The following is a 25,845-nucleotide window of genomic DNA, read 5'->3' as shown; positions in this document are numbered from 1 at the left end:
GTCCTCAGACCGCGCGGGCGCTCCCGCGGTCGACGAGACGCGCGGGCAGGAGGCGGATCGACGGCTCCTCGCCGCGGGACGGCTGCTCGATCCGCTCGACGAGCGTGTCGACCAGGTGCGCGCCGAGCTCGGCGGCACCCGTCTCGACGTAGCTGTAGGGGAGCGAGAAGTCGCGGGCGAACTCGGCCGAGTACAGGCTCACGACGGACAGCTGCCCGGGCACGGCGACAGCGCGTCGGCCCAGGATCGCGGGAAGCATCGCGATGGTCCGGTCGCTGTGGACGACCAGCGCCGTGAGACCGGGGTTGTCGTCGAGGAACGCCGTGACCATCGGCTCGACGGCGTCGGCGGCGGTGGCGGCCGGGCGCAGCACCAGCTCGATCCCGAGCCGACCGGCGGTCTCGAGAGCCGACTCGCGGAACCGGAGCCCGTAGGTCCCTCCGCGGTCGAAGACGCGCTCAGGAGGGGTGACGAGACCGATGCTCCGATGCCCGAGGGCGCCCAGGTGCTCGATCAGCAGGCGGGCCGCGTCGCCGAAGTCGAGGTCGAAGACGTCCACCCCGGAGGCGTCCGCGGGCACGCCGAGGGCGGCACCGGGCCGCCGCGAGGCGCGCAGGACGGGCAGCCGGTCGTCGTCGTCCGCGACGCTCAGGAGGATCAGTCCGTCGACCTGACCGGAGCGCGTGAGCCGGCGGACGGCAGCCGCCCCGTCGGCCTCGGTGGCCAGCAGCACGTCGTAGCCGAGCTCGCGGGCGCGGGCCGTGATGGGGAGCACGTACTCGACCATCGCGGGCGCGAACTCGTCCGGGTCGAAGTGGACGAGCAGGCCGAGCGCCATGGTGCGGCGCGTCGCGAGCGCCCGTGCTCCGGCGTTGACCGTGAAGTCGAGCTCGGCGATCGCGTCCTCGATGCGCTTGCGCGTCTCGGGGGAGATGCTGCGCTTGCCGGAGAGGACGTACGACACCGTGCTGCGCGAGACCCCTGCCGCTTTCGCGACGTCTCCGATCGTGGCCATCTCCACCCCCGCTCGAACCGTGTCGAGAGTGGCAGTGCGGCGCGGCGCACGCAACTCGGGCGCCGCGTCCCCGGAGCGAGGACCGGACGCTGCGGCTCCGGCGCTCTGCTCGTCCACGGCGCGCTCGTCCCCGTCGGGGAACGTCCGGTCCCGACGACACGCCGACGCGGCCGGGCGCACGAGGTGCCCGGCCGCGTCAGGGCGTTCTGGACGGATCAGCCGCAGCGCGCCGCACCGTAGGCCGGTGCCGTGGATCCGCTCGCCGCAGCGCCGTCGACCGTCCCCGCGATCCGCACGTCGAGAGCGCCGGCTCCGACGCTCGCAGCGCGGGTGCTGAAGGCGGCTGAGACCGTCTTGCCGGGAGCGACCCCGGTGAAGGACTTCGTGCCCCAGGCCGACCCGATCGTGACGTCAGCGGCGACCGCGCTGGTGTTGGTCGCCGTCCCCGTGATCGTGACCTTCCCCGCGGTGCAGCGCGAGGCCGCCGTGCCGCTCACCGTCAGGCCCGTGGTCCGCCCGACGAAGGGCGTGACCGAGATCCTGTCGATGTTGGGCGCGTACTGCGAGGTGAGCAGGACGCCGGGGAAGGTGTCGGAGAGGTAGGTCGTCCCGTCGAAGCCCGGGAGCTCCTTCGAGGTGATCGCGATGGTGTTCGAGCCCTTCCTGAGCGTGACCGGCACGCTCAGGTTCCACAGCTGGTTCTGGTGGAACGTGTGCGGGAAGAGCACGCGCTGCGTCACTCCGTTGACCGTGATGTCCGCGTGGCGGGCGAGCGGGTCGGGGTTGTAGTGCGTCGCGGGGGACTGCTCCTCGTTGGAGTAGCGCAGCGTGAGCGCGTACGTCCCGTCCTGCTCAGCCTTCACGTCGCCGAAGGTCAGGGTCGAGTCGCCGTCGCGTCCGCCCCCGATGTTCCCGACGGCCTTGCCGCCCGACGCGAAGGACAGGTCGCGGACCGTGGCGGGGCCGGTGATCGTGGCCGCCTCCGCCTCATAGCTCGTCGTCGCGGGCGGGTTCGCGCTCGCTCCGATGACGATCCGATCGACGAGGAGCGTGCCGCTCGTGCCGACGACCTCGATCTTGTTCACGCCGCCCGAGAGGAAGACCTGACGGGTCGAGCTCGCGCCCACCGGCCCGACCTTCACATCGTTCACGTAGAGGTCGCCGGTGCCGCCGCCCAGGGTGTCCACGGTCACGGAGGACGGCGCGTCCTTCGCGGAGTAGCCCCAGACGGTGGTGGAGGCGCCGCTGGTGAGCTTCGCCGTGCCCGAGCCGGAGACGCCGGCGCGGGAGTAGTCGGCCGTCGCTCCGTTGTCGAGCGTGCCGGTCTCGGCCTCGTGGATCGAGGTCGCGGCGGCCGCGCTGGGGAGGGAGAGCTCGATCTTGTCGACGATCGCGTCGCCCACGGTCGACTTCGTGCCGGCGAGGTTCTTCGCGGCGAGCGAGATCGTGTGGGTGCCGGCGGTCAGCTTCACCTTGGTGTCCGCGTGGTCCCAGACCACGAACTTGTAGGCCAGCGGAAGGAGGATCTCCTGCTCCGCAGCGCCGTCGACGCTCAGGAACGCGTTGATCGGACCCTGTTGGGCGTTGGCGGCGTAGGTGTTGAGGGAGTTGGCGAAGACGCTGAGGTCGTACTCGCCGTCCTTCGGGACGGTGACCGCGAAGTCGAGCTTCAGGTCGCCGCCGGTGCGGATCCCGCCGACGTTGCGTCCGCCCGAGGTGTAGAAGCCACCGACGTTGGTCGGCGAGCCCTCGGGTCCGTTGAGGTTCCGCGATCCGGTGTAGCGGGCGTCCTCGGCCTCGTACTTCTGGCGGAAGTCGACGGGCGAGGCGGACGGCGACGACGCGTTGGCGCCCGGGGTCAGGACGACCTCGTAGGCGGAGTCGACGTCGAGTGCGGGGAGGGATCCGCCGAAGTCGAGCGAGAGGGCGCCGTCCACGACGGACGCGTCGAACTCCTTGACCGTCTGCGGGGCTCCCGAGTCGCCGACCTGGCCGGTCCAGCGGATCTCGCTGACCTCCACGTGGACCTTCGAGCCGAAGGTGGCGGCCGGGATGCGCTCGAACGCGACCTTCTGCGAGCCGCCGACGCCTCCGAAGAGGGCTCTCGCCTGCTTGGCCGCGGTGTCGAGGGTCGCGACGCCCTGGAGGGTGTAGCTCTGGCCGGGCTTGGGCGGCGTGACCGCGACGGTGTCGCCGGTCATCGAGGCGTAGGCGTTGAGGAGCCACCACTGGCCGTTGGCGCGGTTGGCCTGCACCGCGGAGTCGGAGAGGTTGCCGTCGATGTTCCAGTAGGCGATGTCGCCGTCGACCTTCTTGTCCTCGAGCGCGCTGATCCACTGGACCATCTGGCCGGGCACGGAGGTGTGGTAGTTGAAGGCGTACTCGTTGAGGTTCACCGGCAGGTGCTTCCCGGCGTAGGACGTGCCCGCGTACAGCTCGTCCTCCCAGGCCCGGAAGCGGTCGACGTTGGTGCGGATCTCACCCGGGGCGCTCAGCTCGTGCCAGGTCATCACGTCGGGGACGGTGTCCTGCTCGAGCGTGTGGGTCATGAATCCGCGGACCTGGTCGTAGAGGACGCTGGTGTTCGGTCCGGCGATGCGGGCGTCGGGCATCCTGTCGCGGATCAGCGCGTAGGTGCTGTCCCAGGCCGCGAAGAACGCGGTCGGGTCCTCCAGCCAGCTCTTCCCGTCGTAGCTCCACTTCCCGTTGCCGAACATGTTGCCCTCGGGCTCGTTGAACGGCACGAACACGATGTTGTCCTGGTACTCCTCGGGGAGCGCGAGCACCTGGTCGACCTGCGTGGCGATCTTCGCCTGGTAGTCGGCCAGCTTCTCCTGGGGAGTGCTGCCCGGCCACTCGTAGGGGAAGCCGCGGTAGATGTCCGTCATGTAGATGTAGGTGTCGCCGTCCGAGGTGTCGGCGACGGCCTTCGCGACGCTCAGCGCGTCCGCGCCCGGATGCTGCGGCCCGTCCTGCGCCTTGGTCGAGACCGTGCGCAGGTCGATCCCCTCGAGGAGGTTGTCGGAGGGGAGGCCCTCGCCGTAGACCCCGTAGAGGGTGCCGGATGCGCCGCCCATGAACTCCCCGGTGCTCGTGCCGAGGTCGATGGTCATCTCGTCGAGTGCGCGCACCGTGACGGTCGCCGTGACCGCGGTGCCGAGGCCGGTGACGGTGCCCTTCACGGTGAAGGTGCCGCGCTTCGCGTACGCGGAGGCGGGGACGCTCTCCCAGGTGACCGGGGCGTCACGGTTCACGCCGTCGGAGTAGGTGGCGGGGACCCCCGGCAGGGCCGGCGCGACGCCGATGCCGGTGGTGACCGCGACGCTCGTCGAGAGAACGCCGGTGACGGCCGGCGCGGCGTCGCCCGCCAGACCCCGGACCTGAGCGGCGGTCAGAGCCCGGTTGTAGACGCGGAAGTCGTCGATCGCTCCGTCGAAGTAGGGGTGCACGTTCCAGAGCGCCCGGCCGATGTTGCCGCTCTTGGAGGCGGAGGCGGAGTAGAGCTGCTTCGCGAGGTCGACGGAGGCGGGAGCCGTCGCGACCTGCAGACCGTTGAGGTACAGGGTCACGGTCGTGCCGTCCATCGTCGCGGTGACGTTGACCCACTGGTCCTTCTGCAGCGGCGAGGAGCTGGAGACTCCGGTCTCGCCGCCGTCCTTCAGCTGCTTGATGATCGCGCGGGCGCTGCCGCCGTCGAACGACGGAGCGAAGGCCGACGCGGCGTCGGGGCTGATGCCCAGGCACCACAGCCACTGGAAGCCTCCGGTGCCGGACCACTTCGTCCAGGCGGAGACGGTGGTCTGCGTCACGCCCTGGAAGAGCCCGTTCGGCACGGTCAGGTACGGCGCGGAGGTCGAGTCCGCCGCGCCCCCGGGAAGGTCGATCGCGGTCGTACCGGCCTTCCGACCCGCGACGTACGTCGCTCTCGCGCTGTTGACGACGGTGCCGTCGAGCTTCTTCGACGAGAGGTCGGCGACCGTGGATCCGGACACCTGCCCCTGCTCGAAGTCGTACTGGAGGATGAGCGCGTCGGCGGGGACGGAGGTGTCGGCCGCGGAGGCGGACTCGGCGCTCGGGAGAGCGACGGCGAGGGCGGCGAGTGTCGCGGCACTCAGCGCGAGGGCGAGGGAGCGGGTGCCGCGCCTCGGGGAGGACATCGTTGTCACGCTGGTCACTTTCTGTGGGGACAGCCGGCCGGACGACGGCGGGCGTCGGTCCGGGGTCGGAGCAACAGTGCTTCGAACCGGTTCGACAAAACTAGGTTCCGCGCCTGCGACACGCAAGAGGACCTGAGAAGTTCCTCGTCCGGCTCGCAGGTGCCGGCGGTCGCTCGGGCTCTCGCCGGGACCCGTCAGCCCGCCGGAGCGGCCGTCGCCGCGGAGATCGGCGACCGGCCCGCAGGAGGACGTCCTGGAGGCGGTCGAGGGGAGCCGCCCGGACTGGCTGAGCCCCGACGGCGTCCTCCCGCGGTGACCCGCAGGACCGCGGCGGCCTGTGCCGCGTGCGGGAGGATGAGGGCATGACGCTCCCTCCGCCGACGCTCCTCTCCCCGCCGCTCCAGGACCGGCTGGCCCGGTGGTTCGACGGGGAGGCGCCGCCGGCCCCCTCGGTGAGCTGGGCCCTGTTCGACCGCACCGGGCTGCTCGTCCACCACGGCCGCGGCGAGCACCGCCTCGACGGCGCCGCTCCCGGGCCCGGGACCGTGCACCGCATCGCCTCCATGTCGAAGAGCTTCGAGGCGGCGGCGGTGCTGATCCTGCGCGACCGCGGGCTGCTCCGCCTCGACGACCGCGTCGCCGACCACGTGCCGGAGTTCACCGACCCGCTCGACTCCGCGGGCCGGCCGCTGCCCGTGACGGTCAGGATGCTCCTCAGCAACTGCTCGGGGCTCCCGGAGGACAACGGCTGGGCCGACGACGTCATGGCTCTGACGCGGGAGGAGTTCCTCGAGGTCGTCAGCCGCGGGCTGACCTTCACGGAGCGGCCGGGTGAGGTCTACCAGTACTCCAACATCGGCTTCTGGCTGCTCGGCGTGCTCGTCGAGAACGTGACCGGGGAGGACTTCCCGTCCTTCGCGACGCGGACGATCCTCGAGCCGCTCGGCCTCCACGACACCCGCTACGACAGCGGCGACTACCCCGACGGCACCGACCTCGCGGCCGGCTTCAGCACCTTCGACGACGGAGCGACCTGGGTGCCCCGCCCCGTCACCGGCACCGGAGCGGGCGCCTGCGCCGCGAGCATGTTCAGCACGGTCGGCGACATCGCCCGCTGGAGCGGCTGGCTCTCCTCCGCGTTCGAGGGCGAGGACGGCGCGGACGACGACCCGGTGCTGAGCCGCGCCTCCCGCCGCGAGATGCAGCGCGGCTGGACGCCGGTCCCCGCGCTGAGCCCTCGCGCCGTCGAGAGCACGCTCGACGGCTCCGCGTACGGGTTCGGCCTCGTCGTCGAGCACGACGTCCGCTTCGGCGGGATCGCCCACCACTCCGGCGGCCTGCCGGGCTGGTCGTCGAACATGCGCTGGCATCTGGAGTCGGGCCTGGGGGCCGTGGTCTTCGCGACCGCGAACGGGGCGAAGCTCGCCGCCGCCGCGACGGGACTGCTCCGCGCCGCCCTCGAGGACACCGCTCCTCCGGCGCGGACCATCACCCTCCTCCCGTCGACGCTCGCCGCGGCCTCCGCCGTCGAGGCCGCGATCGTCGCGGGAGACCTCACCCGGGCGGGGGAGGCGGGCAGCGGCGCCCTGTTCAGCCCCAACCTGCTGAGCGATGTGCCGGCCGACGTGCGCGCCCGCCGCCTCGCCACGGCGATCGCGGAGATCGGCGGGCTCGCCGAGGACCCGACCGCGAGGCCGCTGGTGGAGCGGCTGCTCTGGAGCGCCTCCGCGGCGCAGGCGGCCTTCCTCCTGCCGGGCCGCGACGGAGAGCTCGAGTGCCGGCTCGAGACCACGCCGACCGTCCCGGCCCTGATCCAGCGCCTCGAGATCGTCGTGCGCGAGGCGCCGACGGCTGCCCTCCCGGTCGTGCGCTTCTACCGTCCTCGGGCCGGCTAGCGGTCGAAGACGAGGCGCGGACGCGGCGGACCTCGACGCTCCCGCACCGAGAACGGCGGGCGGCCCTCGAGGGACCGCCCGCCGTCACGCTCCCGCGGTCAGCGGATCGTCGTGCTCGCCGTGTCCGCGTTGCTGCGGATGGACGGGTCGGGCGTCTTCGTCGAGAACGCCGCCGCCAGCGCGGTCGCCGTGCCCGAGACGGCCGCCCTCACCGTGATCTTCTCCGACACGGTCCGCCCGTCCGCCAGGCCGGCCCGCTGGAACACCACGACGTTCCCGACCCTGGTGTACGAGCCGGTCGCCGAGACGAACTGCACACCCGCGGGCAGGACGACCTGCGAGAAGACCGACCCAGACGCAGCCGGACCGGCGTTCGTCGTGATGAGGGTGTAAGTGAGCGTCCTCCCCTTCACCGCCGAGGCCGGCCCGGAGAGGTCGACGCGCAGATCGGCCTTCGTCGCGACCTGCTTCGGCGAGACCGTCAGCGTGCTCGTCGCCCGAGCCGTGCCCGCCGAGTTCGCGGCCTGGATGCTGAAGGTGGTGGTCCCGGCCGTGGTCGGCGTCCCGGAGAGGCGCCCGGTCGCGTCGAGGGTGAGTCCGGCGGGCAGTGCGCCGGAGACCAGGGAGACCGACGGAGCGGGCGTGCCGCTCACCGCGTAGCGGAAGTCGTAGGCCGAGCCGACGACGCCGGCCGCGACCGTCCCGGAGAGGGTCGGCGCGACCGTCGGCGACGAGACGGTGACGGTGCTGGTGGTCTCCGCGGAGGCGGTGCCGGCGCGGGCCGCCAGCGTGAACGTGAAGGTGCCCGGCGCGGACGGAGTCCCGGTCAGGCGCCCGGCCGGAGTCAGGGTGAGGCCGGACGGGAGCGCACCGGAGGAGACGGCCACCGACGGCGCGGGGAAGCCGGAGACGGTGTAGCCGAAGTCGTAGGGGGTGCCGACGACGCCCGGCCCGGGGGTGCCGGAGATCGCCGGTGCAACGGCGGCGGGGGAGACGACGACGGTGCTGGTGGTCTCCGCGCTCCCCGCAGCGTTCGAGGCCCGCAGGGTGAAGGTGGAGCGTCCGTCGGCGGTCGGCGTCCCGGTCAGGCCGCCACGATCATCGAGGCTCAGGCCGGCGGGGAGCGTTCCGGAGACGAGCGAGACCGTCGGCGCCGGTGTGCCCGTCACGCTGTAGTCGAAGTCGTACGGGGTGCCCACCGTCGCGGCGGGCGGGTCGCCGGCCAGGGTCGGCGCGACCGTCGTCTCCGCCACGGCGAACGTGTGCGGGGCCCCGACGGTAGCGCCGAAGGGGTTCCGCGCGGAGACGGCGAAGGTGGACGTGCCCGCGGTCGTCGGCGTGCCGGAGAGGAGCCCGGACGCGCTGAGGGTCAGGCCGTCGGGGAGTGAGCCGGAGGCGATCGCGAACGAGGCGGGGCGGTCGGCCGCGAAGGTGTACGAGGCGGCCGCTCCGAGCGGCCCGGACGCGGGAGGAGCATCCGCCGTCAGGACCGGACGCGGGCCCCGGGCGAGCACGTGATCGGGTCCGGCTGCGAGAGCCGTCGTGCCGGCGAGGCCGGCGGGTGACTGCAGCTGCCCGGCCGAGCTCCGGCCCCAGCCGACGATCGTGCCGTCGCCCTTCAGCGCGAGGCTGTAGTCGGACGCGGCGGCGATCGCCACGACCCCGGACAGGCCTTCCGGCACCGTGGTCTGGCCGTAGTCGACGACGACCGAGTCGGAGCTCGCGCCCCAGGCGACGACGGTGCCGTCCTCCTTCAGCGCGAGGCTGTGGGTCTCTCCCGCCGCGACGGCCACCACGCCCTCGAGCCCCGCGGGGACGTCGGTCTGCCCGTAGAGGTCCCAGCCCCAGGCGACCACCCTCCCGCCGGACACGGCGAGGCTGTGGCGCTGGCCCGCGGCGATGGCCGTGACGCCTCCGAGGCCGGCCGGGACCAGGCCCTCGCCCAGCCCGTTGCTGCCCCACGACGTGACGGTGCCGTCGTTGCCGAGCGCGAGGCTGTTGTCGCGGGAGGACGAGATAGCAACGATCCCGGTCAGCGCGGCACTCCTCGACACCTGCCCGTCGCCGTCGTAGCCCCAGGAGACGACGGTCCCGTCGCTCTTCAGCGCATGGCTGCTGTAGTCGCCGGCGGAGACCGCGACGACCCCCGTGAGACCGTCGGGGACGCTGGTCTGCCCGTACGACCCGCGGCCCCAGGCGACGACCCCGCCGTCGCCTTTCGCGGCGAGGCTGTGGGTCCGGCCCGCGGCGAGGGAGAGGACGCCCTCGACCCCGGCCGGGACCGTGGTCTTCCCGTCGGTGCCGCTTCCCCAGGCCGCCACCCCGAGGACAGGGGCGGACGGAGCGGCGACCGCCGCGAGAGGAACGGCGGTGCCGACGAGGAGCGCGACGGCCGCGGTCAACCCGAGCAGACCCCGCCGGAGCCGCCGCGCCGCTCCTGGATCCCGCGGCTGCGACGTGCCGTCCTGGACGGCGGGCGGACGAGGGACGGTGCTGGAGCGCATGTGCTGCCTTCGATCGGGACGGCCCTCATCGGCCGTCCTCGAACCGTGGCACGGCCGTCCCGCCGCTGACAATGTCCTCTAGCGGCCCTGTCCGGAAGAGGGCGCCGCGGAGCTCCGCGGAGGGGACGTAGGCCCGGTCTCACTGCGGCCGAGCGCTCCCGCCGCGGGCCCGTGACGGTCAGCGCATCCCGAGGGACGCCGTCGCGTCCGGACCGCTCAGCGGGGTCGGAACGGGGACCCCGGCTCTCCCGCGTACGGGGCGTCCGCCTGGTCGAAGTCCCAGCGGCCCGCGGTGGACGGGCGGACGACGGGGGTCTTCGTCGGGGTCGGCGTCGCCGACGGCGCCGGCGCGGCGGCCAGCCCGGCGTGCCAGCGGAAGATCGCGTCGATGCCGTCCTGGTTCACCCACGACGGTGCGTTGTGGCCGAGCGCGTGCGTCCGGACGGTCGCCTCCCTGGCCGTGGCCGTCGCCTTCTTCACGAGGGCGAGCCCGTGCAGTGCCGGCGGCACGCTCGGGTCCGGGTGGGCCGTGTCGGACACCACCGCGCGGATGTTCGCGCCGGCCCAGGCGGAGGCGGGCAGCCGCTTCGGGTTGTGGGAGTCGATCTGAGCGGTGCTGCCGCCGAAGGCACCGCCGATCGAGAAGCGGCCCCGCGTCGTGCGGTCGTGGGTGTCGCGGAGGTCGTAGACGCCGTTGACCAGGTAGACGCCGTTGATGCCGGGGAAGACCCGCGCGCCGTAGTCCTCGCAGGCGAGCGCGCCGCCGGCCGACATCGCCCAGAGGTAGCTGGCGGCGATCGGGAACTGGCCGGAGAGGTAGGCGTAGCCGTTCCGCTGGTGCTTCTGCGCGGTGTCGTTGGTCCAGATCGTTCCGCCGAGCGTCTGGCAGATCGCGATGGCGCCCCGCTCGACGGCGAGCTCGGCCGGGTACGCGAAGACGCTGGACAGCGAGGTGTGGTCGGCTTGCGCGGAGTGGATGAACCAGATCACCGGTACCGCCGCGGCCTGCCGCGGCTTCACCGTCTGCGGCACGAAGATCCGCGCGAGGTCGCCCGCGATCGAGACCGTGAGGACGTCGTAGAGCACGCCGCGGTTCTTCGTCCTCACGTTGATCGTGCGGGTCCTCTCCCCGGGCAGGCCGGGCACGGGGGAGGCGGAGGCGGAGGCGGCCGGGAGCGTCGCCGCGCCCAGAGCGAGAGCACCCGTGAGGGCGCCGCCGATGACGGCGCGCCGCCGGAGGCCGGGAGTTCGAGAGGGGGGTACTGCTGAATCGTCGGGGGACACGGGGGCTCCTCGTGCAGGGACCGCGAACCGACGAGGTCGGCGGAGCGGTCCGGGTAGGCGGGGGGTGTGCCTGCAACGCTAGCCGGAGGACCGGCCGGACGACCCGTCGATGCGCGCCAGTCGCGGGACGGCGGAGGGACGACGCCGCACGGACGGAACGGTCGGCGGCTCGGCGACCGCATCGGCGGCGGATCGAGGCGCTCAGGAGGCGAAGGAGAGGCCCGTTCCTGATCGTCCGCCCCGCCGGTTCCGACCCTTTCGCCCCGTTCGGGAGCACTTCCCCGCACCGGTCTGGCCCCCCGGTGTGAAGGCTCCCAGGTTCCTCGCGCTCGTCGGCGGACCGGTGCCAGCGTGAAGGGACCGAGAAGCAGAAGGAGAAACGACCATGACTCTTCGACGAACTCTTGCCACCCTCGCCCTCACGGGCGCCATCGCCTCCGTCGGCGTCGTCGCTGTCGCGACGCCCGCCTCCGCGGCCGAGGTCGCGAACGGACAGTACGTGAGCGCCGGGAACTACGCGTGCGGAGCCCAGGAGGTGGCCACCGGCGCCACCCTCGGACCCGAGGGCGTCCTGCGCCAGCGCGCTCTCGTCTTCCGCAACTGCGGGTCGAGCACGATCGAGCGCAAGGCCGACATCATCGCCGACTTCGACGGCAGCTGCTACTCCGTGGCGCCGGGCAAGGCCCGAGTCCTCGACGCGCTGTTCGTGGCGGCGGGACGCAACACCTACCGCGCGTCCAAGGCCTGCTGAGGTCGCGTGCTCCGCCGGAGGGGCGGGTCGGGGACATCCCCGGCCCGCCCCTCCAGCTGTCCGGAACGACCACGCCGTCCGAGCCGTCCTCCCGTCGACCCGCCCGAGCATCACTCCAGCACAGGCCCCAGCTCCGCCAGGACCTCCGCGACCCGGGCCCGCGCCCGTGCACCGAGCCCGCGGACCGGACGCGGGAGGCAGCGCGCCTCGGCGAGACCGAGCTGCTCCGCCATCGCTGCGACCACGCGGTAGCTGCCGCCGTGCTCCGCGAAGAGGTCCCAGACGGGCTGCAGGCGTGCCGATCCCGCGATCGCGGCCGCCTCATCGCCCGACTGCGCCGCCCGGGCGATCGACAGCGCCGTCCGCGGGAAGATGCCGCCGATCACCGAGTACCAGGCGTCGCAGCCGCCGAGCAGCCCGCGCGCACCCGCGGCGTCCCCCGAGACCCCGACGGTGACCCCCTCCGGCACCCGCGCCCGGATCTCGCTGACGCGCGCCGCCGCGGCGCCCGGTCCCTCCGGCACGCCGGGGATCTTGAGGGAGGCGACCTGCGGCAGCCGGGCGACGGCCCCGTAGAGGTCGTCGGAGAAGGAGAAGCGCGTCGTCCCGGGGTTGTCGTACACGACGAGCGGCACCGAGAGCTGAGCCGTCACGTCTTCGTAGAGCCCCAGCACGTCCTCGTCCGTCAGCGGCTGGTAGCCGAGCGGCGCCAGGAGCACCGCGCTCGCTCCGGCGCTCTGCGCGTCCTCGGCGAGCGCCAGCACCTGCGAGGTGCGCAGCGCCCCGATCCCGACCACGACCGGCACCGGGCCGGCGCTGCGGACGGCGATCTCGGCGGCGCGCCGGCGCTCGCCGCGGTCCAGGTACGGAGCCGAGCCGGTCGAGCCCAGTGCGCCGATCGAGTCGACTCCCGCCCGCGCGAGCCGCTCGACGAGAGCGGCGAACGACCGCTCGTCGATGCTGTCGTCGCGGAGCGGAGTGAGGGGGAAGGCGCTGAGTCCGGTGAGCACGTCGGTCCGTTCGCTGGGGGCGGGAGGGGCCCGGCCAGTCTCCCCGGCGGCAGGGGCCCGGTCGAGGCCAGAACCGCCGGGGGCCGGGGGACCAGCCGTCACTCCGCGTCGAGCACCACTCGGGAGTGGAGTCCGAGCCGGTCGAGGAACGCCTCGTCGTGGCTGACGACGACCAGGCCGCCCCGCCAGGCGGCGAGAACGTCGACGAGGTGGTCGGTCGTGGCGAGATCGAGGTCGTTCGTCGGCTCGTCGAGCACGAGCAGCTGCGGAGCCGGCTGCGCCAGCACGAGCCCGGCGAGCGCGACGCGGAACCGCTCGCCGCCCGAGAGCGACGCGATCCTCCGATCGACCACGTCGCCGCGCACCAGGAGCCGCGCGAGGGCGTTCCGCAGCTCGACCGCAGGACGATCCGGCGCGGCCCGGGAGACGTGCTCCCGCACGGTGGCCTCCTCGTCGAGGAGTCCCTCGCGGCGCTGGGGGAGCCAGCCGACCCGCTCCGTCAGCGCTCGGGCCGTGGTGCCGGCGAGCGGATGCTCCCGCGCACCCGGCGCCCCGACGAGGTGCTCGAGCAGGGTCGTCTTCCCCGTCCCGTTCGCGCCGACCACGGCGATCCGCTCCGGCCCCTGGAGCACCGTCGTCCGGCCGCGCACCGTCACCTCCGCCAGCCGGCGCCCGGCCGCGACCCCGGGGTCCGGCAGGTCGAGGCGGACCCGGTCGTCGTCCCGGACTGCTCGCGACGCTGCGTCGACCTGCTCGCGCGCCCGCGCCTCCGCGGCCCCGTGCCCGGAGCGCAGCCGTCCCGCGGTCGCCTCGGCTCGTCCTCTCCGCGCGTTCGCGAGGATCGCGGGCATCGACTCCGCCGATCGCGCCCCCGCCCGCGCGCGGCGGGCGATGGTCGTCTCGGCCTCGATGCGCTGCCGCCGCTCGGCGCGGAGAAGCCGGTCGGCGTCGCGCAGATCGCGCTCCGCGGCCGCCTGCTCGAGGGCGAGCCGCTCCTCGAACGCCGAGAACGTCCCGCCGGAGGTGCGGACCGCCCCGTCGCGCAGCTCCGCGATCTCGTCGACGTGCTCGAGCAGCTCCCGGTCGTGGCTGACGAGCACGAGCGTCCCGCGCCACCGGTCGACCAGGTCGAGCAGAAGCCCTCGGGAGCGCCGGTCGAGGTCGTTCGTCGGCTCGTCGAGCACGGCGATCGGCCGACCGCGCAGCCGGACGCCGGTCACGGCCGTGAGGACGGCCTGCCCTCCGGAGAGGGTCGCGACCGGCCGCAGCAGGTCCGCCTCCTCCAGGTCGAGACCGGCGTCGCCGAGTGCGGCGAGCGCTCGGGCCTCGAGGTCCCAGTCGTCCGCGAGCATCTCGAAGTGCCGCGGATCCGCGTCGCCGCGGAGGATCGCGTGCAGAGCGTCCAGGCGATGCCGGATCCCGAGGAGATCGGCGACGGTGTCGTCGGGCCCTCGCCGGAGGCGCTGGGGCAGCAGGTCGACGGGTCCCGTCGTCGAGACGCTCCCGGCGGTGGGGGAGAGGCCGCCGGTGACGAGGCGGACGAGGGTCGACTTGCCGGCGCCGTTCGCGCCGACGAGACCGGTGCGCCCGCGTCCGAACGCAGCGGTGACGCGGTCGAGGACGACGGAGCCGTCGGGCCAGGCGAACGTGCAGTCGTGGAGGACGACGGCGGGCGGGGTGGTGCGGGAAGTGGAGGGCACGGTGCTCCAGGGGTCGGTGTCGGCGCACGACGACCACCGGACTCCGAGGGAGCAACGGCTCGCCCCTGAGGGGCGGGCACGGGGGACGTCAGTGCGAGAGCAGCTGCTGCGTCGTGGACGCAGTACCGGTGCTGGAGCGCAAGAGTCCGTCTTCCGTGCGGGGAGCCCCCGTGACCGCGAGCCGCTGGATCGGCCGGTATGGCGGCCGCACCGACGTCGCGGCTCGCGACGAGGTACGGGTCGACCGTACGTGCCCGTCGGACCCGCGCGCAACCGTGACCGACTGCTCGTCCGCGGCCTGCGTCCGTCGGCGCCGTCGCGCGGCTCGCGGCGGACGGCTCTCCACCCACGGCGGGACGGCCGGACCGCCCTGGTATGCACGCTGCTGCCCACCGGTCGAGGGGGTCGCCGGCGGGCCCTCCCGTCGCCGCGCCCTCACTACGCTGAGCCCATGGTGACCATTCGCGACGTCGCGGCCGATGCGGGGGTGGCCCGCAGCACGGTGTCCTACGTGCTCTCCGGCAACAAGAAGCTCCCGGAGGCGACCCGCCTGCGCGTGCTCGCGAGCGTGGAGCGGCTCGGCTACCGGCCCGACCCGATGGCGCGGGCCCTGGCGCTGCGGCGCACGAACATCCTCGGCTTCTTCGCCTCCGTCGATCCGGAGTCGCGGCAGACCGATGTCGACGTCTTCATGCGCTTCGTGCGGGCGGCGATGTACGCGGCCCGCGCCCGCGGCTTCGACCTGCTGATGATGGGCACGGGCGAGGGGGAGCTCGCGCGCGACGTCCTCGCCGATGCGCTCGTCGTGATGGACATCCGCCGGGACGACCCCCGGCTGCCGGTCCTCGCGAGCATCGGCCTGCCGACCGCGCTGGTCGGCTACCCGGGCGAGGGCAGCCCGTTCAGCGCGATCGACCTCGACTTCGACGGCGCGGCGCGGGTCGCCGTCGACCACCTCGCCGACCTCGGGCACGTCGAGATCGCGGTCCTCGGGATGGGCCCCGACGCCTACGAGAGCGGCTACGCCTTCGCCCTGCGGTTCCGCGAGGGCTTCCTCGACCAGTGCCGCCTGCGCGGCGTGCGGGGAGCCGTCATCCCCAGCACCGACGACGTCGACGACTGGTTCGAGCAGGCGCAGGAGCAGCTCCCCGGCCTGAGCGCCGTGGTCACGCACGGGCCGGGCGTGCTCGAGCCGTTCCTGCAGCGCCTCAGCGGCCTGGGCCTGCGCGTCCCGGAGGACTGCTCGATCATGACCATCGCCCCGGAGGCGGTGATGCGGCACGCCGACCAGCCGGTCACCGTGGTGGACCTGCCCGGCGACGAGATGGTCTCGCGGGCGGTCGACCTGGTGCTCGACGAGCTCGCCGGCACCGCGACTCCGGGAGTGACGGAGCTGCTGCCCGCGGTGGTCGTGGACCTCGGCACCACCGCGCCCTTCTCGCCGGGCACCAGCCGCGGCGTCGTCCCGTCGTGGCGGCGGGCGCGCGGCTGACGACGACCGGGTCGCCCGGGGCGTTCCGCGGGCGATCGGTGAACCGGTTCTCCGAAATCTATTGAACCGGTTCTCCGACTCGGTTAGGCTCGCCACGACTTCCGGACGGACCGCCTCAGCGGGCGCCCCCGGAGGGTCTTCCCGGCGCGAGCGCTCCGCTCGTCCCGACCGTATTCAGAGAGGAATACCGTGAAGAACAGCATCCGACGGGCCGCAGGCGCCGCCTCCCTCGTCCTCATCGCCGGAGTCGCCCTCAGCGCGTGCAGCGCACAGGGAGCGGGCGACGACTCGTCGAAGTCGCTCACTCTCTGGGACAGCTTCACCCAGTACGACGCGTCCTCCCCCTACGGCCAGCTTCTGGCCGGCTGCGAGGCCTCGACCGGGATCACCCTCGAGCGCACCTCCGACCCCGACCTCACCACCAAGCTCCTGCAGTCGGCCGCGTCGAAGACCACGCCGAACCTGGTCGTCCTCGACAACCCCAACGTCGCGAAGTTCGCCGACACCGGCCTGCTCGTCGACAACGCCGCCTCCGGGCTCGACACCAGCGACGTCCTCCCGAACGTGCTCGCCGCCGGCCAGCTGGCCGGGAAGACCTACGGCTCGTCGATCGGCTCGAACACCCTCGCGCTCTTCTACAACAAGGCGCTCTTCGAGGCCGCCGGCGTCACTCCGCCGACGACCTGGGACGAGCTGACCACCGCCGCGAAGGCCCTCACCGCGGGCGACGTCACCGGGCTCGGCTTCTCCGCGATCGGCACCGAGGAGGGCACCTTCCAGTTCCTGCCCTTCTTCTGGGGCTCCGGTGCGACCCTCGAGGACATCTCCTCCGACGACGCCGTCTCGGCGCTCGCGCTCTGGACCGACCTGGTGAAGAGCGGCTCGGCCTCGCAGGCGAACGTCAACGCCAACCAGCAGGACGTCCGCGACCAGTTCCTCGCGGGCAAGCTCGGGATGATGGTCAACGGCACCTGGCAGCTCTCCGCCCTCGACGAGGCGGGCATCGACTACGGCGTCGTGCCGATCCCGGCGAAGGACGGGGGAGCGGCACCGAGCCCGCTCGGCGGCGAGTTCGTCGAGGTGGTCGCCTCCGACGCCGCGAAGCAGACCCTCGCCACGGAGTTCGCGCAGTGCGTCATCCAGCCCGACAGCCTGAAGGCCTGGGCGGCCGGCCAGTCGTACATCATGCCGTACGCCGACGCGGCCGCCGAGCAGGCGACCGAGGACCCCGCGCTCCAGCCGTGGGTCGAGGCCATCTCGGTCGCGCAGGGACGCACCAGCGACCTCGGCGTCGCCTACCCGGACACCTCGAAGGCGCTCTGGACCGCGATCCAGGAGTCGCTGACCGGCTCGAAGACGCCGCAGGCGGCCCTCGACGACGCCGCGGCGAGCCTGAAGTAGCGGCCGCATGACCGACCCCGCCGTGCTCACGGCGCCGGTCGCGGGCGGGGCGGCCACCAGGCCGCCCGCCCGCCGCCGACCCCGCTCCCACCTCCGCCTCGCCGCCGCCGCCTTCATGGCGCCCGTGGTGATCTTCCTCGCCGTCTTCTTCGTCTACCCGATCATCCGCGGCGTCGTCCTCAGCCTCCAGGACTTCGGACCGTCGTCCTTCGTGACCGGGATCGCCCCCTTCGTCGGCTTCGACAACTACGTCACGGTCGTCACCGATCCGATCTTCGCGAGCATCGCCTGGCACACCGTGGTCTTCACCGTGGTCTCGCTGGTGGGCCAGTTCACGATCGGCATGGCCCTGGCGCTGTTCTTCAGCCGCCGGTTCCCGCTCTCGGCGACGTTCCGCTCCCTCATCCTGCTGCCGTGGCTCCTGCCGCTGATCGTCTCGGCGACGGCCTGGCGCTGGATCTTCGACCAGCAGTTCGGCATCCTGAACGCCGCGATCGGCACGCCGGTCGGCTGGCTGACCGATCCGTCCGTCTCGCTGTGGGCGGTCATCATCGCCAACATCTGGCTGGGCATCCCGTTCAACATGGTGCTGCTGCACGGAGGCCTGCAGGGCATCCCCGAGAGCCTCTACGAGGCCGCGGCACTGGACGGCGCCTCGCGCTGGCGGTCCTTCTGGAGCATCACCTGGCCGCTGCTGCGACCGGTGACCTCCGTCACGCTCCTCCTCGGCCTCGTCTACACGATCAAGGTGTTCGACGTCATCTGGATCCTCACCAAGGGAGGCCCGGCCAACAGCTCGCACACCCTCGCGACCTGGGCCTACGAGCAGTCCTTCACCGACCTGCAGTTCGGAGTCGGTGCGGCGGCCGGCCAGATCCTCGTGATCGTCGCCCTCGTCTTCGGCGTGATCTACATCCGCGCCCAGCGCAAGGAGGACCTCGGATGAACCGGCACACCACAGGGCTGCGCCGCGGGATCGACGTGGTCATCGCGATCGTGCTCTGCGGCTTCCTCCTCTTCCCGCTCTACTGGATGGTCAACGTCTCGCTGACCAAGCCGCAGAACCTGATCCAGACCCCGCCGAGCCTGTTCCCCGGCGACCCGACCCTCGACGGGTACGTGCAGGCGTTCTCGACGCAGCTGCCGAACCTCATCACGAGCCTCGTGATCTCGATCGGCTGCGTGATCCTGACCCTGGCGATCGCTCTGCCCGCCGCTTTCGCGATGGCGAAGTTCCGGGTGCGGGGGACCGGCGTCGTGATGTTCGTGTTCCTCCTCGCCCAGATGATCCCCGGGATCGTCCTGGTCACCGCGCTGTTCGCGATCTACAACGCGCTGGGGCTGCTCAACACCTATCCGGGCCTCATCCTCGCCGACGCGACCGCCTCCGTGCCGTTCGCGGTGATCATCCTCCGGGCCTTCATGCTCGGCATCCCCGACGAGCTGATCGAGGCCGCGCGGATCGACGGTGCGAGCAACTGGCGCTCCTTCGTCTCGATCGTCATCCCGCTGAGCCGGAACTCGATCGTGACCGCGGGCCTGTTCTCGTTCCTGTTCGCCTGGGCCGACTTCCTCAACGCGAACTCGCTCACCTCGGGCAACAGCATCGTGCCGTTCACCCTCGGCCTCTACCGCTACATCGGATCGACCACCACCAACTGGAACGGGATCATGGCGACCGCCGTGATCGCCTCCATCCCGGCCGCCGTGCTGCTGATCGTGGCCCAGCGCTACGTCGCCGCCGGGGTCACCGCCGGCGCGGTCAAGGACTGAGCGCCGTGCCCGACTCGAGGAAGCAGGAGCACATGGACACCGACGCGTTCGCGCTCGAGGGGGACCGCCTCGTCTGGCGCGGCGACGGCGAGACCGTCGTCGTCGAGCCGTGGGGGAGGGACAGCGTCCGGGTCCGCGCCCGCCGGTCCGGGGAGGTCCTCGACACCGACTGGGCGCTGATCGCCCCCGAGCGCCGCGCGCCGGAGGTCTCGATCGAGGGACCGCGGGCGACGCTGCGCGCCGGCGGCATCACCGTCGTCCTCGAGCAGCAGGAGGGCTACGGGTACCAGACCGGCTACCACGAGCTCTCCTGCTCCCTCTCCTTCTACGACCGTCGGGGGGAGCTGCTCTTCCGAGAGCTCGGGAGCGGGGGAGCGCTCAAGCTGCGCGCCCGCGAGCAGCGTCCGCACCTGGGCGGCGACTTCCGGCTGACCGCGCTGTTCGAGACGTCCCCCGAAGAGAAGCTGTACGGGATGGGGCAGTACCAGCAGGACATCCTCGATCTGAAGGGCTGCACGCTCGAGCTCGCGCACCGCAACTCCCAGTCGAGCGTCCCGTTCGTGCTGTCGAGCCGCGGCTACGGGTTCCTCTGGCACAACCCCGCGATCGGCCGCGCGACTTTCGCAGCCAACCGCACGGAGTGGTCCGCCGAGTCCTCCCAGCAGCTCGACTACTGGGTGACCGCGGGGGAGACCCCGGCCGACATCACCCGGGCCTACGCCGACGCGACCGGGCACGTCCCGATGATGCCCGAGCACGGCCTCGGCTTCTGGCAGTGCAAGCTGCGCTACTGGAACCAGGAGCAGCTGCTCGAGGTCGCCCGCGAGCACCGGCGCCGCGGCCTGCCGATGGACGTGATCGTGGCCGACTTCTTCCACTGGCCGCACATGGGCGACTTCCGCTTCGAGGAGGAGTTCTGGCCGGATCCGTCCGCCATGGTCGCCGAGCTGCGCGAGCTCGGGATCGAGCTGATGGTCTCGGTCTGGCCGCAGGTGTCGGTCGAGTCCGAGAACTACATCGCGATGAAGAAGGGGAACCTCCTCGTCAAGGCCGAGCGGGGCCTGGACCTGCACATGCAGTTCGAGGGTCCGAGCGCGTTCTACGACGCGACGAGCCCCGCCGCCCGGAGGTTCGTCTGGGAGGCGTGCCGGCGCAACTACGGCGAGCACGGGATCCGGCTCTTCTGGCTCGACGAGGCCGAGCCCGAGTACGGCGTCTACGACTTCGACAACTACCGCTACGCCGCCGGCCCCGCCGTCCAGGTCGGCAACCTCTACCCGCAGGCGTTCTCCCGCGGATTCTTCGAGGGGCAGAGCGAGGGCGGGGAGACCGCGATCGTGAACCTCGTCCGCACCGCGTGGGCGGGCAGCCAGCGCTACGGCGCGCTCGTGTGGTCGGGCGACATCCACTCGACCTTCGCGGACCTGCGCCACCAGATCACGGCCGGCATCCACATGGGCGTCGCGGGGATCCCGTGGTTCACGACCGACATCGGAGGCTTCGCCGGGGGAGACCCGTCGGATCCGGAGTTCCGTGAGCTCCTCGTGCGCTGGTTCCAGTTCGGCGCGTTCAGCCCGGTGATGCGCCTCCACGGCGACCGCGCGCCGTCGGCCCCGGTCACGGCCGCCGACGGGAGCCGCCGCGCCGCGACCGGAGCCGCGAACGAGGTGTGGAGCTTCGGCGAGGAGGCCACGCCGATCCTCACCCGCCTGCTGCATCTGCGCGAGACCCTGCGCCCGTACACGCGCGAGGCGATGCGGGAGGCGCACGAGCTGGGCCAGCCCGTGCTGCGCGCGGTGTTCCACGAGTTCCCGGGGGACCCGGAGGCCTGGGATCTGGCCGACCAGTACCTCTTCGGCTCGGACCTGCTGGTGGCTCCGGTCACGCACGCCGGAGACGTCTCCCGACGGGTCTACCTGCCCGCCGGGGCGCGCTGGACGGAGCTCTCGACGGGCGCCGAGCACGAGGGCGGGCAGTGGATCGTCGCCGACGCGCCGCTGGCCGTCATCCCGGTCTTCGCGCGCGACGGCCGGCAGGCGCACCTCGTCGGGCAGCTCTGAGCGGAGGCTCCCCGCTGACCGGAGGGTTCCGCCGGGAGGAGCGCCCCGCGTCAGCCCGTCCCCGCGAGCCAGAAGTCGACCGCGTCGGGGGACGGGCGCCCGGCGACCCGGACGACGTCGCCGAACTCGAGCATTCTGTCCGGATCCTCCTGGACGGCCGGCCACCGCTCGCGGCCGGCGGCGTCCGGATCGCCGTGGGAGACGAACGCGAGCCAGCGCGCGGTCATCTCCTGCTCGAGCCGGCGGTCGACGTCCGTGTAGTCGGCGTCGCCGTCCGCCCCGAGGTTCCCGTACGCGTACATCACCTCGGCGCCGTGGTACGCGCCGAACCGCTCGAGTCCGCTCTCCGGGGGAGTGCGCGTGAAGATGTAGGCGTGGACGCCCGCCCGCCCGGTCCGGGCGGCCGTCAGCGCCCAGAGCCGCATCGGGGCGGTCATCGTCCGGTCGCTGTCGGCGCGCAGCCGGGAGTCGACGACCTGGTCCTCGACGGCACCCGGGTACAGCGCGAGGAATCGGTCCGCGTCGTCTCCGTGCTCCCGGCGCACCTCCTGCTCGTAGGCGTCCGGATCCGGGTCGACGCCTCCCAGCAGATCGAGCGAGGTCTCGTCGGAGTTGCTGCCGAGCAGGAGGGGGACGTCGTTCTGCCGACCGGCCTCGTAGACGGCGAGCGGCGTGTCGGGGAGGACGACGCCGTCGATCGAGGGCCACCAGTGCTGCGAGAGGCCCGCGGCGGCCGCGACGATGCGCTCGGCCGGCAGGGCTCTCATCTCGGCGAGGCTCGCCCCGCCGAGGGCCTCGCTCAGGCGCGCAGCCGCCTCCCGTGCGGTGGCGGCGTCGTCGTAGAGGTCGCCGGCCTCGCGATCTCCCGCCGACCCCAGGCATCCTCCGCTCTCCCCGATGATCCCGTGGAGGAGGCCGGCCGCGAGGGGCGAGGCCCCGAGGATGCAGGCGCTGCCGGAGCCGGCGGACTGGCCGGCGACCGTCACCCGCCCCGGGTCCCCGCCGAAAGCGGCGATGTTGTCCTGCACCCACTGCAGAGCGGCGACCTGGTCGAGCAGTCCCTGATTCCCCGGGGTGCCGCCGCCGAGCACATCACCGGCGAGGAAACCGAGGACGCCCAGACGGTAGGCGACGGTGACGACTACCGCGCCCCGGGAGGCGAGCGCCGCGCCGTCGTAGGCGGGGAGGGCGCCGGACCCCGAGACGAACGCGCCGCCGTGGAGGTAGACGAGGACCGGGCTGGAGTCGCCCGCCCCGCCGGCCGGCGTCCAGATGTTCAGGCGGAGGCTGTCCTCGTCCGTCGCGTACCCGCCGAGGAGCGTCTCCTCCAGCGGCAGGTCGAGCACGCGGGTCGCCGCTCGGGAGAGGAACGTCGGCTCCGGCTGAACGGCGGAGGGGCCGAAGTCGTCGGCCACGAGGGTCGCCGACCGCTGCGGGGCCGGGCGGGGCGCCTCCCAACGCAGCGGGCCGACCGGGGGAGCGGCGTAGGGGATCCCCGCGAAGGCGTCGACCCCGGCCGCGGCGTCATGCACACCGACGACGTCGCCCTGCCGGGTCGTGACCGGGGCGGTGTGCGGACCGGCGAGCGTCCGCGTCGCCGGGAGAGGACCCGCGGCGAGCGCGACGGCTCCGACGAGCCCTGCGGACGCGACCCAGGCCGCCGTACGCAGCATCCAGTGCCGGTGCCGCCAGCTCCTCGAGACGGCCGCGATCAGGACCGCGGCCGCCGCGACGACGAGCCACCCCCACCACTCCACCCGGTTCAGCCAGGCGAGGACCGCCCCGATGAGCACGACGGTTGCGGTCGGCAGCCACGGGGACCGTCGCCGTCGAGGTTCGGGCGTTTCAGTTTTCGATACGGTATGCATTGAAAACGAAACGTACTGAAAAGGCCCATTCAGCGCAAGGATCCGAATAGGCTGGGGGCGTGGTCACAGGCGAGCAGGCTCCGGTCCGGCGGAGGAGCGAGACGCGACGACGTCTCCTCGCCGCGGCCGCCGAGCTCTTCGAGAGCACGGGCACCATCGGCCAGCGCGTCGAGGACATCTGCGCGCAGGCGGGCTTCACCCGCGGCGCGTTCTACTCGAACTTCGCCGGTGTCGACCAGCTCTTCCTCGCACTCCACGAGGAGCAGGCCGCGAGAGTGTGGGGGAGCCTGCAGGAGGCCCTCGACGTCCAGCTGCAGGAGGAGCACCGCGCGGCGACCCTCGACGGCGCCGTCCGCTCCCTCCTCGACGCGCTCCCGTCCAGCCGCGAGTGGTTCTCCCTGCGGTCGGTGCTCCTGGCACGCGCTGCCGCGGACCCGGAGTTCGCCGAGCGGATGATGATCGACGACGACCGCGTCTCGCGCGAGCTGGGCGAGCGCTTCGCCACCCTCGCGGCCGTGCACGGCCGCGTCCCCGCCGTCGAGTCCGCCGTCCTGGCGAAGGCGGTCGTCGCGGCGCACGTCGGGTCGGTGAGCCAGTGGCCCGTGGACACCAGCGCCGAACTCACGCAGCGCATGGTCGTCGCCGCGGTGATCCGAGGCCTCACCGTCGAAGCGCCCGGTCTGCCATCGGAGCGCGGCGGCGATCGATGACGTCCTGTCGCAGGAGCGTTGAGGGGAGCCGATCGCCATCCCTGCCGAACGGGACTTCGGTCGAACTGACATAATGTGCATTATCGGATAACGGCGGAAGGGCCGGACGGACCGGGACTGAGGCCGCCCGACGGTCCGGCACGTCATCAGCGGAACGGCGAATGCTCCACCCACGGCTCGACGTCCTCGTACCAGCACGTCTCGGTCGGAGTGTCGAAGCGCGTGACTAGCCGCAGCCGCGGATCGACGGTCACCGTGCCGCGGACACCGTCGTCGGCCTGGTGTCGAAGACGGATCACGGTGAGCGCGCCGTCGATCGACGCGCCGGTCATCCGGTACCCGTCGCTCGGCCGTCCCCAGACCGGCAGGTTCAGCGGGAAGGCCAGGCGGGCCGCCAGCGGCTCCGGCAGCAGCTGCCATCGGTCCAGCGGACGCTCCTCGCCCCCGGAGACGTACCGGCCGGTCGGGGCGTCGTACGCGTCGACCGTCCCGGTGCGCTCGTCGACGCAGGAGAACGACGCCCCGACGGGCCGCACCTCCAGTCGGTAGGTCTCGGTCCTCTCGGGCGTCCGCCGGAAGGCGCGGCACCGGAAGGGCGAGCGCCTCCTCCAGTTCGCCATCACCGCGACGGCGTCGAGGAGGATGCTCGTCTCGCCGTCCCTGTCGAGATCGCCGCTCCGCCCGGCGGCCGCCGCTACCGATGTGCGGAACCCGTCGGCGCGGACGGACTCCCCCGATGCCGGTCCGCTGCCGTCCATCGGAGTCATCCGTCGAGGATCGCAGACCCGCGCGCCGGGGTCATTCCGCGAAGGCGATCAGGCGAAGTCGGAGATGTCGCCGACGAGGCGGGTGTTGTCCGCGGGGATCGGCTCGACGGCCGCCAGAGCGACCTCGGCCGCGAACTCCTGCACGTTGTAGAGCTTGCCGGCCGACTCGCGACGCGAGCTGATCGCGCCCGGGTTCGCGCGCTCCAGCAGGGTCGCGGTGATGGTGCCCTCGATCATGTCGCCCGAGACGACGACGAACTCGATCCCGCGCTCGGCGAGCTCACCGATCCGCTCGCGCAGGGCGTCCTCGCCGGCGCGCTTGGAGAGCGCGACGGGCTCGTACTCGGGCATCGTGGGCGTGGTCCGGATGAAGTGCGCCTGGTGGCTCGTGACGAACACGACACGGGAGCCCTCGGAGAGCAGCGGCAGCGCCGCGTCGAGCACGGCGACCTGCGAGTCGCGGTTGAGGACCATCGCGTAGTCCTCCCCCATGTTGCTCTCCATGCCGCCGGAGGCGTTCAGGACGAGCACGTCCAGTCCTCCGTACTCCTTCTCGATGCGGGAGAAGAGCTCGGCGCGCGAGTCGGCGTCGGTGAGATCGGCGCCGACGGCGATGGCGGTGCCGCCGGCCTCGACGATCTGCGCGACGAGCTTGTCGGCGCGCGGCGCCTTCGAGCGGTAGTTGACGACGACGCGGGCTCCGGCCTCGGCCAGGTAGCGGACCGTGTCGGCGCCGATGCCGCGGGACGACCCGGTGACGAGAGCGCGCTTGCCGTCGAAGGAGCCGGGGGCGAGGGGATTGGACACGGGTATTCCTCCAGAACGCCGGCTCGGAGACCGGATCGGGCACGATGACGGGCCACGGCCCGACGGAGGAGTCTACCAAGGGCCTCGAGATCGTCGGCGCACCCCCTCTCCCAGCCCTCGTCCGGGGGGCGTTGATAGCCTGGGAATGCTCGTCGAGGGGAAGGAGCACACAGCATGGACGCTGTCACCCAGTATGCATGGATCCTCTGGCTCGCGCTGATCCTCATCTTCGTGATCGTCGAGATGATCACTCTCGAGTTCACGTTCCTGATGCTCGCCGTCGGCAGCATAGGCGGACTGCTGACCGGGCTGGTCGGGGCTCCCTTCTGGGTCCAGGTCCCCGTCGCGGCCGTCCTCGCCGCCCTCCTGCTGTTCTCCGTCCGTCCGCCGCTGCTGCGGCTGCTGAAGCGGGGCGGCGATCCCACCCCCAGCGGAGCGGACGCTCTCCTCGGGCTCTCCGGCAGCGTCGTCCTCGCCGGCCCCGGAGCCGGCCAGGTCAAGCTCGCCAACGGCGAGACCTGGACCGTCCGCCTGTCCCCGCTCGTCGAGGACCGCACACTCGGAGTCGGCGAGAGAGTCGTCGTCACCGCCATCGAGGGCGCGACCGCGGTCGTCGTCCCCGCCGAAAGGAGCACACCGTGACACCGTCCT

At 72.7% G+C, this 25,845-nt stretch carries 18 protein-coding genes; 9 read left to right on the top strand and 9 right to left on the bottom strand.

Translation table 11 applies throughout. The features are described 5' to 3' along the window. Window positions 1-4: 4 nt before the first annotated feature. Complete coding sequence (locus tag C5D09_RS04135; protein ID WP_104246852.1) at window positions 5-1,015, bottom strand: LacI family DNA-binding transcriptional regulator; 1,011 nt, start codon at window positions 1,013-1,015, stop codon at window positions 5-7. Window positions 1,016-1,230: 215 nt separating this feature from the next. Beyond that, window positions 1,231-5,172, bottom strand: a complete 3,942-nt coding sequence (locus tag C5D09_RS04130) for a LamG-like jellyroll fold domain-containing protein (protein WP_104268666.1) — start codon at window positions 5,170-5,172, stop codon at window positions 1,231-1,233. Window positions 5,173-5,534: 362 nt separating this feature from the next. Here C5D09_RS04130 and C5D09_RS04125 point away from each other — a divergent pair, with 362 nt between their 5' ends. Next, on the top strand, window positions 5,535-7,067 hold the full coding sequence (locus C5D09_RS04125; RefSeq protein ID WP_104268665.1) for a serine hydrolase: 1,533 nt from the start codon (window positions 5,535-5,537) through the stop codon (window positions 7,065-7,067). A gap of 98 nt (window positions 7,068-7,165) precedes the next feature. On the opposite strand, the gene C5D09_RS04120 is transcribed toward C5D09_RS04125, so the two are convergent. Next, window positions 7,166-9,571 (bottom strand): putative Ig domain-containing protein, encoded by a 2,406-nt coding sequence (locus tag C5D09_RS04120; RefSeq protein WP_104268664.1) that lies wholly within the window; start codon window positions 9,569-9,571, stop codon window positions 7,166-7,168. Window positions 9,572-9,787: 216 nt separating this feature from the next. Then, window positions 9,788-10,855, bottom strand: coding sequence for a hypothetical protein (locus C5D09_RS04115; protein ID WP_104246834.1), 1,068 nt, complete (start codon window positions 10,853-10,855; stop codon window positions 9,788-9,790). 385 nt (window positions 10,856-11,240) lie between these two features. On the opposite strand from C5D09_RS04115, the gene C5D09_RS04110 reads away from it, so the two are divergent. Continuing rightward, on the top strand, window positions 11,241-11,606 hold the full coding sequence (locus C5D09_RS04110) for a hypothetical protein (protein WP_104268663.1): 366 nt from the start codon (window positions 11,241-11,243) through the stop codon (window positions 11,604-11,606). 110 nt (window positions 11,607-11,716) lie between these two features. Here C5D09_RS04110 and C5D09_RS04105 read toward each other — a convergent pair whose 3' ends face one another. Together C5D09_RS04105 and C5D09_RS04100 are read right to left on the bottom strand one after the other, a co-directional pair. Then, on the bottom strand, window positions 11,717-12,616 hold the full coding sequence (locus C5D09_RS04105; RefSeq protein WP_104268662.1) for a dihydrodipicolinate synthase family protein: 900 nt from the start codon (window positions 12,614-12,616) through the stop codon (window positions 11,717-11,719). 98 nt (window positions 12,617-12,714) lie between these two features. Beyond that, window positions 12,715-14,316, bottom strand: a complete 1,602-nt coding sequence (locus C5D09_RS04100; RefSeq protein WP_104268661.1) for an ABC-F family ATP-binding cassette domain-containing protein — start codon at window positions 14,314-14,316, stop codon at window positions 12,715-12,717. Window positions 14,317-14,767: 451 nt separating this feature from the next. Here C5D09_RS04100 and C5D09_RS04095 point away from each other — a divergent pair, with 451 nt between their 5' ends. From C5D09_RS04095 to C5D09_RS04075, 5 genes are all read left to right on the top strand, one after another. After that, window positions 14,768-15,808 (top strand): LacI family DNA-binding transcriptional regulator, encoded by a 1,041-nt coding sequence (locus tag C5D09_RS04095; RefSeq protein ID WP_104222050.1) that lies wholly within the window; start codon window positions 14,768-14,770, stop codon window positions 15,806-15,808. Window positions 15,809-15,997: 189 nt separating this feature from the next. Beyond that, window positions 15,998-17,209 (top strand): extracellular solute-binding protein, encoded by a 1,212-nt coding sequence (locus C5D09_RS04090; protein ID WP_104268660.1) that lies wholly within the window; start codon window positions 15,998-16,000, stop codon window positions 17,207-17,209. A gap of 7 nt (window positions 17,210-17,216) precedes the next feature. After that, window positions 17,217-18,155 carry a carbohydrate ABC transporter permease gene (locus tag C5D09_RS04085; protein WP_104225253.1) on the top strand — a complete coding sequence of 313 codons (939 nt, stop codon included), beginning with the start codon at window positions 17,217-17,219 and terminating at the stop codon, window positions 18,153-18,155. Then, window positions 18,152-18,982, top strand: coding sequence for a carbohydrate ABC transporter permease (locus tag C5D09_RS04080; RefSeq protein ID WP_104222044.1), 831 nt, complete (start codon window positions 18,152-18,154; stop codon window positions 18,980-18,982). The genes C5D09_RS04085 and C5D09_RS04080 overlap by 4 nt, the downstream gene beginning before the upstream one ends. A gap of 32 nt (window positions 18,983-19,014) precedes the next feature. Further along, window positions 19,015-21,042, top strand: a complete 2,028-nt coding sequence (locus tag C5D09_RS04075) for a TIM-barrel domain-containing protein (RefSeq protein WP_104268659.1) — start codon at window positions 19,015-19,017, stop codon at window positions 21,040-21,042. Window positions 21,043-21,092: 50 nt separating this feature from the next. On the opposite strand, the gene C5D09_RS04070 is transcribed toward C5D09_RS04075, so the two are convergent. Further along, entirely contained in the window at window positions 21,093-22,835 is a 1,743-nt protein-coding gene (locus C5D09_RS04070) for a carboxylesterase/lipase family protein (protein ID WP_219813044.1), read from the bottom strand. A gap of 134 nt (window positions 22,836-22,969) precedes the next feature. Here C5D09_RS04070 and C5D09_RS04065 point away from each other — a divergent pair, with 134 nt between their 5' ends. Then, window positions 22,970-23,620, top strand: a complete 651-nt coding sequence (locus C5D09_RS04065) for a TetR/AcrR family transcriptional regulator (RefSeq protein ID WP_104246829.1) — start codon at window positions 22,970-22,972, stop codon at window positions 23,618-23,620. A 146-nt stretch (window positions 23,621-23,766) separates the two neighbouring features. Here C5D09_RS04065 and C5D09_RS04060 read toward each other — a convergent pair whose 3' ends face one another. Together C5D09_RS04060 and C5D09_RS04055 are read right to left on the bottom strand one after the other, a co-directional pair. Beyond that, window positions 23,767-24,387, bottom strand: a complete 621-nt coding sequence (locus C5D09_RS04060; RefSeq protein WP_146085599.1) for a hypothetical protein — start codon at window positions 24,385-24,387, stop codon at window positions 23,767-23,769. Between the two features lie 48 nt (window positions 24,388-24,435). After that, window positions 24,436-25,194 (bottom strand): SDR family oxidoreductase, encoded by a 759-nt coding sequence (locus C5D09_RS04055; RefSeq protein ID WP_104222036.1) that lies wholly within the window; start codon window positions 25,192-25,194, stop codon window positions 24,436-24,438. Between the two features lie 174 nt (window positions 25,195-25,368). Here C5D09_RS04055 and C5D09_RS04050 point away from each other — a divergent pair, with 174 nt between their 5' ends. Next, window positions 25,369-25,836, top strand: coding sequence for an NfeD family protein (locus tag C5D09_RS04050; RefSeq protein WP_104260699.1), 468 nt, complete (start codon window positions 25,369-25,371; stop codon window positions 25,834-25,836). Window positions 25,837-25,845: the final 9 nt, after the last annotated feature.

The organism is Rathayibacter sp. AY1C9 (assembly GCF_002932315.1).
Classification (GTDB): Bacteria; Actinomycetota; Actinomycetes; order Actinomycetales; family Microbacteriaceae; genus Rathayibacter.
Note: the sequence above shows the minus strand (reverse complement) of the source record. Positions and strands in the feature narration are given on the sequence as shown.

Bases quoted from the DNA above. Each gene is read 5' to 3' on its own strand.
- C5D09_RS04120 (WP_104268664.1), bottom strand. From the start codon at position 9,571: ATGCGCTCCAGCACCGTCCCTCGTCCGCCCGCCGTCCAGGACGGCACG.
- C5D09_RS04060 (WP_146085599.1), bottom strand. From the start codon at position 24,387: ATGACTCCGATGGACGGCAGCGGACCGGCATCGGGGGAGTCCGTCCGC.
- C5D09_RS04075 (WP_104268659.1), top strand. From the start codon at position 19,015: ATGGACACCGACGCGTTCGCGCTCGAGGGGGACCGCCTCGTCTGGCGC.
- C5D09_RS04095 (WP_104222050.1), top strand. From the start codon at position 14,768: ATGGTGACCATTCGCGACGTCGCGGCCGATGCGGGGGTGGCCCGCAGC.
- C5D09_RS04125 (WP_104268665.1), top strand. From the start codon at position 5,535: ATGACGCTCCCTCCGCCGACGCTCCTCTCCCCGCCGCTCCAGGACCGG.
- C5D09_RS04080 (WP_104222044.1), top strand. From the start codon at position 18,152: ATGAACCGGCACACCACAGGGCTGCGCCGCGGGATCGACGTGGTCATC.
- C5D09_RS04135 (WP_104246852.1), bottom strand. From the start codon at position 1,015: ATGGCCACGATCGGAGACGTCGCGAAAGCGGCAGGGGTCTCGCGCAGC.
- C5D09_RS04130 (WP_104268666.1), bottom strand. From the start codon at position 5,172: ATGTCCTCCCCGAGGCGCGGCACCCGCTCCCTCGCCCTCGCGCTGAGT.
- C5D09_RS04050 (WP_104260699.1), top strand. From the start codon at position 25,369: ATGGACGCTGTCACCCAGTATGCATGGATCCTCTGGCTCGCGCTGATC.
- C5D09_RS04110 (WP_104268663.1), top strand. From the start codon at position 11,241: ATGACTCTTCGACGAACTCTTGCCACCCTCGCCCTCACGGGCGCCATC.
- C5D09_RS04085 (WP_104225253.1), top strand. From the start codon at position 17,217: ATGACCGACCCCGCCGTGCTCACGGCGCCGGTCGCGGGCGGGGCGGCC.